The following is an 11,700-nucleotide window of genomic DNA, read 5'->3' as shown; positions in this document are numbered from 1 at the left end:
TGGGCGGCTCGGCTACTTTCAACGGACTCAGTCAGACAACGTTTCAGCGGTATTTGATACGGCCATAGGCACAAAACCGGCAGTAATCCCCCGCGTCAAAAATAACAAAGATAAAACAATGCATTAGAAGGAAATCTCCGCTGGAAAAGCTGTTGAGATCTATCGTCCGGATCGCTTCTCGACACGAGTTACATGGTGCCGGAGCACACGATTGATTTCGGTCTGATAGCCTTGGCCTTCCGCATTCTCTTTGAACCAGGCAAGAACATCGGCATCGATGCGAATAGTAACAGGCTGTTTGGTCGGCCTATAGAGATCGCCGCGCCGGGCTAGACGCCAATTCTTGGCTGGTGCTTCCGGAATGTCTCCAGTATCGATCTGAGAGTCCGGCAGCGCTTCAAGCTTGGCAAGCAGATCGCGCTCCGCCTTGCTAAACTTCTTCTTCATAGCGTCTCCTTTCATGCGATGTCGCCTTTCGAGCGCCAATGATCCTCACATGGTTCGCATCGTTTTCGTCAGGGTAGGTATGAACAACAACCACGATGACGACTGCGCTGACCGCACCAATCGCATGCCATCGTTGCTCTCCATCTTCGATCCGATCAGGAATGACGACATGCAACGGATCATCCCAAACGCGCTGAGCGAGCTCGAAAGTGATGCCGTGTTTGGCCAGGTTTCTTCTGGCCTTCTCAAAATCCCATTCGAAGCGCACATCAGCTCCATGTATGTACAATATTGTACATACATTCTGGTTGGACTGCAATGCTTGGGATTTAACTTGTTCCCTGGGCTTCCGGCTTGGGCCCCCGCCGCAGCAATCGCCTGATCGTCCTGACCGCGAACCAGCAGAACAGGATGACGAGCCCCAGCGCCACGAAGGGTACGGCAAGGGCGAGGAGCGAGACGAGCGCCGCCCCGCCGAGCTCGCCTGTGGCGACGACCGAGTTGCCCAGTCCCCCCGTCAGTACGGTCGAATTGGCCCGGATCATGGTGGTGACGCCTTGCGTGATGCCGGCAGCACCACCGCCCGCGATCACCGCCGCCGTCCATTTGATGAGGGGCGGCACATCGGCCATCACGGCGGCCGAGACCAGCGTGCCGGCGATGAGGGCGGCCGGCGCAGCGATCGTGTCGAGGAGATTGTCGACGCCCGGAATGTAATAAGCCAGCACCTCGGCCAGCGCCGCCACGCCCAGCATGATGATGGCGGCGGGCGAGCCCAGCCATTCGAAGCCGCTACTGACCGGGATGTAGCCGCCATAGGTGGCGATGCTGGTGATGAGCAACGGCAGGAAGACGCGGAATCCCACGGCCGCCGCCAGCCCGACACCGAGCGCGATCGACACCATCAGATCAATGCGCGTCATGGCCATCACTCCTCACCACAATCCAGGTCATTATATAGTGAACCGAACGCCGACGCACATATCCCCTCGCCCCGCTTCAGCGGGGAGAGGGAGGGACCCATTGCGAAGCAATGGGAGGGTGAGGGGCCTGTCGAAGCGCGTTTGCGATGTCTCAATCAGATAGTAAGCAAACCTGCAGCGCCCGTTGCCCCTCACCCTTCCCGACGCTTCGCGTCGGGCCCCTTCCCTCTCCCCGCTGCGCTTCGCTTGCAGGGCGAGGGAACAAACGTCATGCGCCTTACGCATGGTATCCGCCCGCCCCCTGCTCTGGCTCACCCCCTCCCCGTCTGCGAGCATGCCGCCATGACCAGACCTGATTGGTATTTTGACGACCTGAAGCAGGTCGGCACCGATTTCGCCGATGCGGCACTTGACGCCTATCCTCATCGGCGAAGCATTCACTTCGCCGGGAAGCGCGCTGAATGAGCGGGGCAGCGCCGGCCTCGGGCCGCCCTCTCTGGCTGCTGCTGGCGCCCGCCATCTTTCTCGTTCTGTGGTCGGGCGGCTTCAGCATCGCCAAGCTCGGCATCAGGCATGCCGAGCCCTTGACCTTCCTCGCTTTGCGCTATGCCGTCGTGCTTGTCGTGCTCGCTCCCCTGGCGCTCATATTGAAACCCGATTGGCCGCGCCGTTTGTCCCAATGGTTCCACATCGCCTTTGTCGGCTTCCTCATCCAGGGCGTCTATTTCGGCATGTGCTATCTGGCGTTCAACCTGGGCGCCGCTTCCGGCACGGTCGCCATCATCGTCTGCCTGCAACCGATTCTGGTCGGGCTCATCGCGCCCTATTTCGCGCGCGAAAGAGTGAGCGCCCTGCGCTGGCTGGGCCTGGTGCTCGGCCTTGCCGGGGCCGCGACCGTCATCCTCGCCCGCTCCGCCATCGCGACCGAGAGCATCCTCGGAGTCCTGTGCTCCATTGGCGGCCTCCTCGGCATCACCGCCGGCACGCTCTGGGAGAAGCGCTTCGGCAGCCATCATCACCCTGTCGTGTCGAACATGATCCAGTATGCGGCGGGTCTTGCATCGACATTGCCGCTGGCGCTCCTGCTGGAGACCTTGACGGTCGACTGGACATCGCCCGAGTTCCAGGTGGCGCTCGCTTATCTCGTCATCGGCAATTCGCTCATCTCGATGACGCTGCTGCTCGCCATGATCCGCCTGGGCGAGGTGTCGCGCGTGTCGTCGCTCTTTTATCTGGTGCCGCCCGTGTCGGCGCTGATGGCCTGGCCGATCCTCGGCGAGGCGATGCCGCCTCTGGCCTGGCTCGGCATGGCCATTGCGGCGACGGGTGTCGCGATTGCGAGCCGGCGGACGGCATGAGATAGTTCGCCCTCAAAAAGAAGGAGGTCTCCCGATGAAAGTTGATTACACCGCGCATGGCAGCGCAACCGGCGGTCGCGACGGCAAGGGTCGCACCGATGACGGCAAGGTCGACGTCACCTTGTCGGTCCCTAAGGAAATGGGCGGAACCGGCAACGGCACCAATCCGGAGCAGCTTTTCTCGGTCGGCTATTCCGCCTGCTATCTGGGCGCCCTCAAATTCGTCGCCGGCAAGGAGAAGATCAAGGTTTCCGACGACGCCAAAGTGTCGGCCAATGTCGGCATCGGCGAGCGCGACGACAAGCAGGGCTTCGGCCTCACCGTGGCACTTGAAGTGAGCCTGCCCGGCATCGACAAGGCCAAGGCCGAGGATCTGGTCACGAAAGCGCATGTCGTGTGTCCCTATAGCCACGCTACCAGGGGCAATATCCAGGTCACGACCACGGTCGTCTGAGCGTTCATGGGCCATTCAGGAGTCCGCCCGGATAATCCGGGCGGACTTTTTTCGTTTGAGCCTCAGCTCCCGCATGAGATGGGCTTGCTGGGCGCATGGGCGGGAAGTTATGCTTGGAGCATCGGACCAAAAAGCTTGTGGCCGGGCTTGACCCGGCCATGCGAAGCGGTTTTTGGGACAATCCGATGCGCTAAATAAAGCTGGAGCGCCGTACGGCGCTTTAATACGCAGTCAGCGTTCGTGCCTTGGAAGTCAGCGGCAAACAGGGATTTCAAATGAGGCCTCGTCACACCATCTTCGTATTTCTTTCGGCCGGCATGATATGCGGGTCGGCCATCGCCCAGGAAGAGCCGGTTCGTCCCAAGGACATGCCGAATTACTGCTTCAAGGTGGCGCTCGACACCTTCGCGCTCAAGCCGAACAAGGTGAAGGTGAAGAAGGCCACCGAAGCCGACGGCAATTTCTCCGTCTCCGGCACCGCCGATCAGGGCGCCAATGGCAAGCGGGCCTTCCACTGCTCCTTCGATACGGCAGGCAAGTTCGTCGGCATGGCGGTGGAAGGGACAGGCAGCGAATAGCTGCGCCGCCAGGAAGTCACAATAAATTTTCAGCGGCTCTTCAGCTTCTGCGCGATGGCCACTGCCGCGCTGGTCGCGATCTGGGGTGGTGTTTCGGCTGCTTCGCTTCGCAGAATTCGATGTGGGAGAGATAAAGCTCGGCCACCATGGGCACTGAAATGGCGGCAAGCTTGCGTGCCCTCGCAATTTGATCGTCAACGCGCAGGGTTTTCGGATCGAACTTTCGTTTTGCCTTCATCAATCGGTTAGAACGTCCGCCGACCGCTTTTTGTTCCATGGCGATCCGGCCGGCGTTGCGCCGATCAAGAGAAGGCCACATTGCGGGCGGGCGAAGGCGCGAGCCCTTCCGTGCCCGGCACCGAGACGGGCGCGCCATGCAACGCCCAGTCGGCGGCGATCTGGCCGATCACCGGTGCCAGCTGGATGCCATATCCTCCCGCACCCGCCGCGGTGACCAGTCCGGGTTCCGCCGCATCGATCGGTCCCACAAAGGGACGATGATCCGCCGTCACGGGATAGAGCCCGGCCCAGCCTCGCCCAAGTCGCGCCCCCGGAAGCTCCGGCAGGCGCTCGAGCAGAAGCTCGGCCAGATGGATCTTCGAAGCCTCGTCGCACTGGTCGTTATAGGCATCCGGATCCTCAGGCCCGCTTGAATCGACCTTGTGGATTTCCGCAATGAGCTCGCAAGGCCTGTCATGCCGGAAGTTCAGGCCGCTCCCCTCGCCATTCACCAGGTCCATCACCATCGGCATCGTGTAGTCGAGCGGCCGGTCGAGCAGGATTCTCACCGCCTCGTGCCGTTCGCCCCGCACATGAAGCGCCTGGCCGAACAGCGCGGCGATCCGCGGCGCCCAGGCGCCCGCCGCATTCACCACCATATCGCCCTCGAATGCGCCCTTGCTCGTCATTACCCGATAGCCGCCGCTGCGCCGGCTGATATCCTCGACCTTGCAGAACTGATGGATCTTGCCGCCCTGCACACGCAGCTTCTCGCCCAGGAACATGCAAAGCTCATGCGGGTCGAGAAAGCCGTCATCGGGCCCGAAGCTGCCGCCGGCGATCCCCGTCACGTCCAGATGCGGCACAAGCTGGCTGAGCTCATGCGCCTCATAAAGCCGCGAGCGGAAGCCGGCCTCCGCCCGCATCGGTTGCGATTGCCGGAACAGATGCATTTGTGCCGCGGTTCGCGCCAGGCGGAGATAGCCGATAGGATGGAAGGCAAGCCCCTGGCCCTCCCACTTTCTGAAGCAGGCCATCGCATGGCGGCGCAGGAGAATGTCGAGAGGGTTGGTGAACTGCGTGCCGACGACGCCGACCGAGCGGCCGGTGGAGCCCGACGCGATCGCTTGCGCATCGAGGACGGTCACTCGGGCGCCCTGGTCGGCAAGGCTTGTGGCCGCGCACAGGCCGAGCGATCCGGCGCCGATCACGATGACATGTGGGGCAGTGCTCATTCCGGTTTCATGATCCGTGGATCGGCTTGCCGCAAATAAAAGCCCGCCCGGTGCTGACCGGACGGGCCTTTTGGGACACCCGCCTAGGCCTCCCCTCGAACTTTGATGGCGGCAGGATAATCCGAGCCCCGGTCAAGCGACACCGGATTCCCAGCAGAGCAGACACTTTTCAGATCGGCTGTGGCAACCAGGTAACATATCTCTCAACCGGCGTTCTCGCCACGTTCCCATGCCCGCGCAATCGGATTTCACCTCGACTGCACGAATCATCAACCCAGCAAGAATGAAAAGTGAGCTACGCCCTGCCCGTCAGGCAGTGGTGGCACTTCTTCTTGTCCTTGAACCAGGGGAACATCCGGCTCACATAGCCCTCGGCCTCGGAAAGAGTCCGGAAGGCCTGGGTCCAGCCGCCTTGATTCTCCTTGTCGGCCGCGCGCCCGTCGCGGCAATGCGGGCATGAGCCCAGGTGAATACGCGTTTTGCCTGTTGCCGAGGCAAAATAAACGTAGAATGCCATGTCAGTTCCAGAATTAAAACAGCCCCTGCCCGCCGGCACACAATCTAGCAGGTCTTGCGATTTGCTCAAGATGACTTGAGGGCTGTAGCGGCCAAACCGGACATTAAATTTGCAGTTCCAGGGCCGGAACCTAACGCTTGAAAGTCAGGCAGACATGTCCCGAGCCCGCCGACGTGGCGAAGCCGGTTGGCCGGGGCGCTTTGGGGTCCGGTGCATTGTCGCAAATTGTAAGGACCTCATGCTCCAACCGCACGATGCCAAGCCAGCTTTGCCCCCTGGCCGCCCCTTCCCCGATCGCGAAGTCGATTTGCGCCGGGCTGACTTCGCTGTTCAACGTGAAGCCCCCGCCATAGATCGCCTGATTGTCCCTCGAGATGCGAAATCGATCCTCATCGAAAGCGAGGCGATTGCCGACCAGCTCGCCCGCCGCGGCCCCGTTGCGCTCGGCCGTGACGGCGGTCCAATCCCCTTCCAGGGATGTCGCGAGAGGCTGTTCCACATCAGCCGCCCTCGCCGGCATGCCCAGAAGCACAAAAGCCGGCAGCATCAATGCACCATATTGGAACAGCCTCATGAGGCATTTCTCCCCGTAATCCCGATGGCCGATTGTGAGCCGCTTGTGCGCCGAAGGTCAACGCCGACGCCTTCACGCGCGCTTGCTACGAGACCCGGGGAGGAATACCGGCCCACCGACGGTTCCCGTCTTTGTCAAACAACCATTGGCGATGCGCCGCATAGATTGCTAGAACCGGGCCCGCCCTTCTCGCTCGCGGAAACAATCGTGCTCCTGCAGATCGCCTTCGACAAGCCGGAACATCTGGCCCTCCTGCCCCTGGTCAAGCCCTTTGCCGATATCGTCGAGATCGGCACCCCTCTGCTGAAGCGCTTCGGCATCTCGGCCATCACCACGGCACGCGAGCTCTGTCCGGATGTGCTGGTGCTCGCCGATACCAAGACCGTCGATGGCGGTGGGCTCGAGGCCGATATGGTGTTCGGCGCCGGTGCTGCCTTCATGACGGTGCTGTCCTGCGCCTCGAGCGCCACCCATGCGACGGTCGGCCAGCGTGCCCAGGCTTTCGGCGCCACCGTCATCGTCGACACGATCACCGAATCCGGCAAGGCGGAGCTTCTGCCTGAGGGTGCGACCTTCCCGCCGAGCTTCGCCTATGTCGCGGTCCATTCGCCCACCGATGCCCGCCTCGCCGGCAACACCTCGACCGCCCATATCGATGCGGTCAGGGACATGCATGCGCGTGGCTTCCGCGTTTCGCTCGCCGGCGGCATCGGCCCCAAGACCCTTGCGGCGGTGATCGACGTGGCGCCCGAGATCGTGGTCGTCGGCAGCGCCATCACCGAAGCCGCCAATCCCAGAGAGGTGCTGCGATGGATCCGCGACAGGCTGCCCAATCCAGGCCATGGCTGGCCGTGGGACAGGAAATAACGAGCCTTCTCGCCCGCATCGATGCGGAGGCCTTCGCCGGCGTCGTCGCCGCCTTCGCCGACAAGGACCGGCGCTGGTTCTTCTCCGGCCAAGGCCGTTCCGGCCTCGCCGCCCAGATGGCGGCGATGCGTTTCATGCATATGGGCCGCATGGTGCATTTTGTCGGCGAGGTGTCGGCGCCCTCGATCCGCCGGGGTGATGCGCTGCTCATCATCTCGGGCTCGGGCGAGACGCCGGTCAGCGTCGGCTTTGCCCGGATCGCCAGAGCGGAAGGGGCGCAGGTGGTGACGCTGACCCACAAGCCCAAAGGCACCCTCGCCGGCATCGCCGATATCGTGCTGCCCGTGCCGGTCGAGACGACCGAGCAGTTCGGCGGCAGCCTGTTCGAGCAATCCTGCCTGCTGCTGCTCGACAGCGTGATCCTGAGCCTCGCGCGCGACATGCCGGATGCGCATCAGCTCATGCTCCACCGCCACACCAATCTGCAGTGAGATGCAAAGTCACGCGTGACAATGACAACTCTAGGGGCGAGCGACCTCTCTCCAATTTTCCCCCTCGCCCGTTGCGAAGCAATGGGAGAGGGTGCCCGGAGGGCGGGTGAGGGCTCTTTGTCTCGACAACGAATACACGGTGAGTTCACTCCAGATTGGGCGAAAGAGCCCTCATCCGGCCTACGGCCACCTTCTCCCATGCTGCGCACGGGAGAAGGGGAATGACTGCAATACCGACTGTCCTCAGCATCGGTGACGGCATCATCGATGCGGTCGAGCTCGCCCCCGACAGGATCGAATATCATCCCGGCGGCGCCGCCCTCAATCTCGCGGTCGGTCTTGCGCGCTTGGGGTTGTCGTCGCAATTGGTGACTCGTTTCGGCGCCGACCGCCATGGCTTCCTGATCGAGCGCCATCTGCGCGAGGCAGGCGTTGAGATCTTCAACGCGCCCAATGTCGATTTCACCGGCGTCGCCTTCTCACGCCGCATCAATGGCGAGCCGGTCTATGAATTCAACCCGGTCATGTTCCGCCGCCGCATCGCTTTCAGCGACGCGGTCATTGCGGCGATGCGCGCCGCCGCGGCAGTGGCGGTCAATTCCTTCCCTTTCGATGACGCAAGCCAGACCGACATCCTGGTTGCGGCCCTCGGGCAGGCAAAGGGGCTCACCGTCGTCGATCCCAATCCACGGCCCCTGCTCATCGCCAATATGGCGAGCTACCGCGAAGGCGCCGAGAAGGCCATGGCCACCGCCGGGCTGGTCAAGCTCAGCGATGAGGATATCGGCCTGTTCTACGGCGACCGGAAGACCGCGATCGAGCGCCTGTTCGATCTCGGCGTCGAGACGCTTATTCTCACCCACGGCAAGGAAGGAGCGAGCCTCCACACGCGCTCAGGCGCGACGCTGTCGGTTCCCATTGCCCGGACAGAGAAACCCGTCATCGACACGATGGGCGCCGGCGATGCGACGCTGGCGACCGTGATCGCCTTCATCATCCGGGAAGGAATGCCGCAGAATGCCGGCAGCTGGCGGACTTGCCTGGAAGAAGCCATGCAGATCGCGGCCGCGACCTGCGCCCATCCCGGCGGGGCCTTGCAATTGCGGGCGTGACCGCAGGATCTTGGGAAATATCAAGATGAGAGCGGCCTGACGGATGACGTCCCTTCACACGGCTCCAGATAAAGTCCAATTCCCTGCTCGGTTTGCCAAGTCCTTGAAATTGCTCGGGCGAGACTTTTCTTGCGAAAATTCCCTGTTATTCCCTGTAAATCCCTGTATTTGCCGCCTTGAAAGGCAATAATTCCTATATTTTCACCGCGTGAAATTTCCGCGGGCTTGCCTCAGGCCCCGAGCAGGCCCTTGATGACCGCACCCGTTTTGGCGAAGTCGATCTGGCCCGAATACCTGGCCTTGAGTGCGCCCATCACCTTGCCCATGTCCTTGACCGAGGTGGCGCCCGTCTCCTTGATCACCGCGGCGATCACCGATTTCACTTCAGCGTCCGACAGCTGCTTCGGCATATAGCCCTGGATGATGGCGATTTCCTCGCGCTCCTGGGTGGCGAGCTCGTCGCGCCCGGCTTTCTCGTAGATTTCGAGGCTTTCCTGGCGCTGCTTCACCATCTTGGCCAGAAGCTCGATGATCTGCGCATCGGTGACGCCGGCATCGGGACCCTGGGTGCGGTTCTGGATGTCGCGGTCCTTGATGGCCGAATTGACCAGGCGCAGCGTCGAGACGCGCCTTTTGTCGCCCGATTTCATCGCCTCTTTCAGGCTGTCATTGATCTCATCGCGCAGGCCCATGGAACTTCCTCTAACCGCTGAAAGGGCACGAGATACGCCGGGACGGGCGGCGGCGCAACCTTGACGGCCGGGGACCGGTTCCATATGACAACGCAAATTCAGGAGATATGAGTCCATGGCCAAGAAAGCCCCTGCCCGGCCGGTGAAACCGAGGGCGGTCAAGAAATCCGCGCGCCCGGCCTTTTCCGACTGGGATGTGCCGCGCGTGACGGGCCTTCTGGTCCTCGCCGACGGCACGGTCATCGAAGGCCAGGGCTTCGGCGCCGAGGGCGAGGCGGTGGGCGAGGTCTGCTTCAACACCGCCATGACCGGCTATCAGGAGATCCTGACCGACCCCTCCTATGCCGGCCAGATCGTCACCTTCACCTTCCCCCATATCGGCAATGTCGGCACCAATGACGACGACATCGAGACGGCCAATCTGGCCGCGAGCACGGGCGTGCGCGGCTGCGTCGTCAAGGCGGCCGTCACCGACCCCGCCAATTACAGAAGCCACCGCCATTTCGGCCAGTGGCTGAAAGCGCGCGGCATCGTGGGGCTTTCGGGCATCGACACAAGGGCGCTCACCAATCTCATCCGCGAGAAGGGCATGCCCAATGGCGTCATCGCCCATCATGCCAGAGGCCAGTTTGATCTCAAGAAGCTGAAGGCCATGGCGGCCCAATGGCCGGGCCTTGTCGGCATGGATCTCGCCAAGGATGTCTCCCTCACCCAGCGCATGGACTGGGACCAGACGGTGTGGGACTGTAAATCGGGCTATGGCCGCAGCAATGGCGCCACCCACAAGGTCGTCGCCGTCGACTATGGCTTGAAGCGCAATATCCTGCGCTGCCTCACCGCCGCGGGCTGCGAGGTGACGGTGGTGCCGGCCAATGCCGCAGCCGATGACATTCTCGCCATGGACCCGGACGGCATCTTCCTGTCGAACGGCCCGGGCGATCCGGCGGCGACCGGCGAATATGCCGTGCCCGAGATCAAGAAGCTCGTCTCTTCCGGCAAGCCCGTCTTCGGCATCTGCCTCGGCCATCAGATGCTGGCTCTGGCGCTCGGCGCCAGGACCCGCAAGATGCATCAGGGCCATCACGGCGCCAATCATCCGGTCAAGGACTTCACAACCGGCAAGGTCGAGATCACCTCGATGAATCACGGCTTCACGGTCGATCGCGAGACGCTGCCGCAAGGCGTGGTCGAGACCCATGTGTCGCTGTTCGACGGGTCCAATTGCGGCATCGCCGTCGAAGGCAAGCCGATCTTCTCGGTGCAGTATCACCCGGAAGCGTCCCCCGGCCCCCAGGACAGCCATTATCTCTTCAAGCGCTTCGTCGAGCAGATGGACAAGGCGAAGGGCTGAAGCCGATGGTTCCTGGCGTCAAAGGGACCGTTCAGAAAATATTGACCTTCTTCGCCATGATTGCGGGAACGGTGACGGGCGAAAACTCGAAAGCCTCCGAGGAAGACTGGATCGTCTATCTGCGTGAAGCCGAACCCTCTGGCTTCATCATCTCCGTCAACCTGGCAATTTCATCAGGAAGGGTGGTGCCTGCATCCGCAGAGTGCTGGTTGGTGCAGTTTCAGTTCACCTCGCCACAGCTTGCCGAACAGGGGATGCCCAATGCCGAGGGCCAGGCAGCTTACCGCTCAGCCGAAGACCTTCTGACAAAAGCGGTGGAACCGACAGGAGGCGAGATTGTCGCGGCACGCACTGGTCAGGGATCTCGCTCTGTCTGGTTTTGTGGATCGCGCACCATGATGCCCGCTCTTCAGAAAGCCATTGGTGCCGTCCAGAATGTCAGCGCCACTTTCCGGCCGGCGTCACTATCAGACATTGAGGCATTGCACCCGACGACCCTGGAAAGTCAGCTTGCCGACAACCATCGGATTCTCGAGTATATCACCCAAAAGGGCGACGATCTCATAACGCCTCGCAAGACCAGACATTTCATCTACGGCGTGGCGCCGGAGGATCGCCGGAAGATCGAGACTCGTCTGAAGACCCTGGGGTTCCAGCTTGAACCGCCATCTCTGGATATTAGCAGAGATCCAATACTATTCTCGCGCCTCGCACCCCTTGAGATTTCCACCCTGGATAACGATGTTCGGACACTCGCGGGCCTGTGTGCCGAATTCAACTGTGAGTATGACGGCTGGGAGACTGAAGTCATAGCACCTCCCGGCAACCGATAGTGCCACCAGACGACATTCACACGACTGTCACATAGCTATGACTTTCAAA

General features: G+C 61.9%; 17 protein-coding genes. 9 read left to right on the top strand and 8 right to left on the bottom strand.

Annotated elements, in window-relative coordinates; all coding sequences use genetic code 11:
• Positions 1–159 precede the first annotated feature (159 nt).
• The 3 genes from DT068_RS09745 to DT068_RS09735 form a co-directional block, all read right to left on the bottom strand.
• On the bottom strand, positions 160–447 hold the full coding sequence (locus DT068_RS09745; protein ID WP_119389621.1) for a BrnA antitoxin family protein: 288 nt from the start codon (positions 445–447) through the stop codon (positions 160–162).
• The gene (locus DT068_RS09740) at positions 431–715 is read right to left on the bottom strand and encodes a BrnT family toxin (RefSeq protein ID WP_119389796.1); all 285 of its coding nucleotides are present in this window, start codon (positions 713–715) and stop codon (positions 431–433) included. Before DT068_RS09740 ends, DT068_RS09745 begins: the two co-directional genes overlap by 17 nt.
• A 61-nt stretch (positions 716–776) precedes the next feature.
• Positions 777–1,370 (bottom strand): DUF4126 domain-containing protein, encoded by a 594-nt coding sequence (locus DT068_RS09735; protein ID WP_119389795.1) that lies wholly within the window; start codon positions 1,368–1,370, stop codon positions 777–779.
• Between the two features lie 342 nt (positions 1,371–1,712).
• On the opposite strand from DT068_RS09735, the gene DT068_RS28320 reads away from it, so the two are divergent.
• From DT068_RS28320 to DT068_RS09715, 4 genes are all read left to right on the top strand, one after another.
• A complete protein-coding gene (locus tag DT068_RS28320; protein ID WP_368904595.1) occupies positions 1,713–1,835 on the top strand; it encodes a hypothetical protein in 123 nt (40 codons plus the stop codon).
• Complete coding sequence (locus DT068_RS09725; protein ID WP_119389619.1) at positions 1,832–2,728, top strand: DMT family transporter; 897 nt, start codon at positions 1,832–1,834, stop codon at positions 2,726–2,728. Before DT068_RS28320 ends, DT068_RS09725 begins: the two co-directional genes overlap by 4 nt.
• A 34-nt stretch (positions 2,729–2,762) precedes the next feature.
• Complete coding sequence (locus DT068_RS09720) at positions 2,763–3,182, top strand: organic hydroperoxide resistance protein (protein WP_119389618.1); 420 nt, start codon at positions 2,763–2,765, stop codon at positions 3,180–3,182.
• 275 nt (positions 3,183–3,457) lie between these two features.
• Positions 3,458–3,760, top strand: a complete 303-nt coding sequence (locus tag DT068_RS09715; protein WP_119389617.1) for a YsaB family lipoprotein — start codon at positions 3,458–3,460, stop codon at positions 3,758–3,760.
• Positions 3,761–3,800: 40 nt separating this feature from the next.
• Here the strand turns inward: DT068_RS09715 and DT068_RS27965 are convergent, their stop codons facing one another.
• The 4 genes from DT068_RS27965 to DT068_RS09700 all read right to left on the bottom strand — a co-directional run bounded on the left by DT068_RS27965 (position 3,801) and on the right by DT068_RS09700 (position 6,305).
• Complete coding sequence (locus DT068_RS27965; protein ID WP_162914111.1) at positions 3,801–4,037, bottom strand: hypothetical protein; 237 nt, start codon at positions 4,035–4,037, stop codon at positions 3,801–3,803.
• A 25-nt stretch (positions 4,038–4,062) separates the two neighbouring features.
• Positions 4,063–5,214 carry an NAD(P)/FAD-dependent oxidoreductase gene (locus DT068_RS09710; protein ID WP_119389616.1) on the bottom strand — a complete coding sequence of 384 codons (1,152 nt, stop codon included), beginning with the start codon at positions 5,212–5,214 and terminating at the stop codon, positions 4,063–4,065.
• 295 nt (positions 5,215–5,509) lie between these two features.
• Positions 5,510–5,731, bottom strand: a complete 222-nt coding sequence (locus DT068_RS09705) for a hypothetical protein (RefSeq protein WP_119389615.1) — start codon at positions 5,729–5,731, stop codon at positions 5,510–5,512.
• 130 nt (positions 5,732–5,861) lie between these two features.
• The gene (locus DT068_RS09700) at positions 5,862–6,305 is read right to left on the bottom strand and encodes a TIGR03067 domain-containing protein (protein ID WP_119389614.1); all 444 of its coding nucleotides are present in this window, start codon (positions 6,303–6,305) and stop codon (positions 5,862–5,864) included.
• A 207-nt stretch (positions 6,306–6,512) separates the two neighbouring features.
• Here DT068_RS09700 and DT068_RS09695 point away from each other — a divergent pair, with 207 nt between their 5' ends.
• From DT068_RS09695 to DT068_RS09685, 3 genes are all read left to right on the top strand, one after another.
• Positions 6,513–7,172 (top strand): orotidine 5'-phosphate decarboxylase / HUMPS family protein, encoded by a 660-nt coding sequence (locus tag DT068_RS09695; RefSeq protein WP_162914110.1) that lies wholly within the window; start codon positions 6,513–6,515, stop codon positions 7,170–7,172.
• On the top strand, positions 7,157–7,663 hold the full coding sequence (locus DT068_RS09690; protein WP_368904594.1) for an SIS domain-containing protein: 507 nt from the start codon (positions 7,157–7,159) through the stop codon (positions 7,661–7,663). Before DT068_RS09695 ends, DT068_RS09690 begins: the two co-directional genes overlap by 16 nt.
• 221 nt (positions 7,664–7,884) lie before the next feature.
• Complete coding sequence (locus tag DT068_RS09685; protein WP_119389611.1) at positions 7,885–8,775, top strand: PfkB family carbohydrate kinase; 891 nt, start codon at positions 7,885–7,887, stop codon at positions 8,773–8,775.
• A gap of 230 nt (positions 8,776–9,005) precedes the next feature.
• Here DT068_RS09685 and DT068_RS09680 read toward each other — a convergent pair whose 3' ends face one another.
• Positions 9,006–9,467 carry a GatB/YqeY domain-containing protein gene (locus DT068_RS09680; RefSeq protein ID WP_119389610.1) on the bottom strand — a complete coding sequence of 154 codons (462 nt, stop codon included), beginning with the start codon at positions 9,465–9,467 and terminating at the stop codon, positions 9,006–9,008.
• 115 nt (positions 9,468–9,582) lie between these two features.
• Here DT068_RS09680 and carA point away from each other — a divergent pair, with 115 nt between their 5' ends.
• A complete protein-coding gene (gene carA / locus DT068_RS09675; protein WP_119389609.1) occupies positions 9,583–10,818 on the top strand; it encodes a glutamine-hydrolyzing carbamoyl-phosphate synthase small subunit in 1,236 nt (411 codons plus the stop codon).
• Between the two features lie 5 nt (positions 10,819–10,823).
• The gene (locus tag DT068_RS09670) at positions 10,824–11,651 is read left to right on the top strand and encodes a ribonuclease E inhibitor RraB (RefSeq protein WP_119389608.1); all 828 of its coding nucleotides are present in this window, start codon (positions 10,824–10,826) and stop codon (positions 11,649–11,651) included.
• Positions 11,652–11,700: the final 49 nt, after the last annotated feature.

Source organism: Taklimakanibacter lacteus, from assembly GCA_003576695.1.
Lineage (GTDB): Bacteria > Pseudomonadota > Alphaproteobacteria > Rhizobiales > Aestuariivirgaceae > Taklimakanibacter > Taklimakanibacter lacteus.
This window is presented reverse-complemented; position numbering and strand designations above follow the sequence as displayed.

Bases quoted from the DNA above. Each gene is read 5' to 3' on its own strand.
- DT068_RS09745 (WP_119389621.1), bottom strand. From the start codon at position 447: ATGAAGAAGAAGTTTAGCAAGGCGGAGCGCGATCTGCTTGCCAAGCTT.
- DT068_RS09735 (WP_119389795.1), bottom strand. From the start codon at position 1,370: ATGACGCGCATTGATCTGATGGTGTCGATCGCGCTCGGTGTCGGGCTG.
- DT068_RS28320 (WP_368904595.1), top strand. From the start codon at position 1,713: ATGACCAGACCTGATTGGTATTTTGACGACCTGAAGCAGGTCGGCACC.
- DT068_RS09725 (WP_119389619.1), top strand. From the start codon at position 1,832: ATGAGCGGGGCAGCGCCGGCCTCGGGCCGCCCTCTCTGGCTGCTGCTG.
- DT068_RS09720 (WP_119389618.1), top strand. From the start codon at position 2,763: ATGAAAGTTGATTACACCGCGCATGGCAGCGCAACCGGCGGTCGCGAC.
- DT068_RS09715 (WP_119389617.1), top strand. From the start codon at position 3,458: ATGAGGCCTCGTCACACCATCTTCGTATTTCTTTCGGCCGGCATGATA.
- DT068_RS27965 (WP_162914111.1), bottom strand. From the start codon at position 4,037: ATGGAACAAAAAGCGGTCGGCGGACGTTCTAACCGATTGATGAAGGCA.
- DT068_RS09710 (WP_119389616.1), bottom strand. From the start codon at position 5,214: ATGAGCACTGCCCCACATGTCATCGTGATCGGCGCCGGATCGCTCGGC.
- DT068_RS09705 (WP_119389615.1), bottom strand. From the start codon at position 5,731: ATGGCATTCTACGTTTATTTTGCCTCGGCAACAGGCAAAACGCGTATT.
- DT068_RS09700 (WP_119389614.1), bottom strand. From the start codon at position 6,305: ATGAGGCTGTTCCAATATGGTGCATTGATGCTGCCGGCTTTTGTGCTT.
- DT068_RS09685 (WP_119389611.1), top strand. From the start codon at position 7,885: ATGACTGCAATACCGACTGTCCTCAGCATCGGTGACGGCATCATCGAT.
- DT068_RS09680 (WP_119389610.1), bottom strand. From the start codon at position 9,467: ATGGGCCTGCGCGATGAGATCAATGACAGCCTGAAAGAGGCGATGAAA.
- carA (WP_119389609.1), top strand. From the start codon at position 9,583: ATGGCCAAGAAAGCCCCTGCCCGGCCGGTGAAACCGAGGGCGGTCAAG.
- DT068_RS09670 (WP_119389608.1), top strand. From the start codon at position 10,824: ATGGTTCCTGGCGTCAAAGGGACCGTTCAGAAAATATTGACCTTCTTC.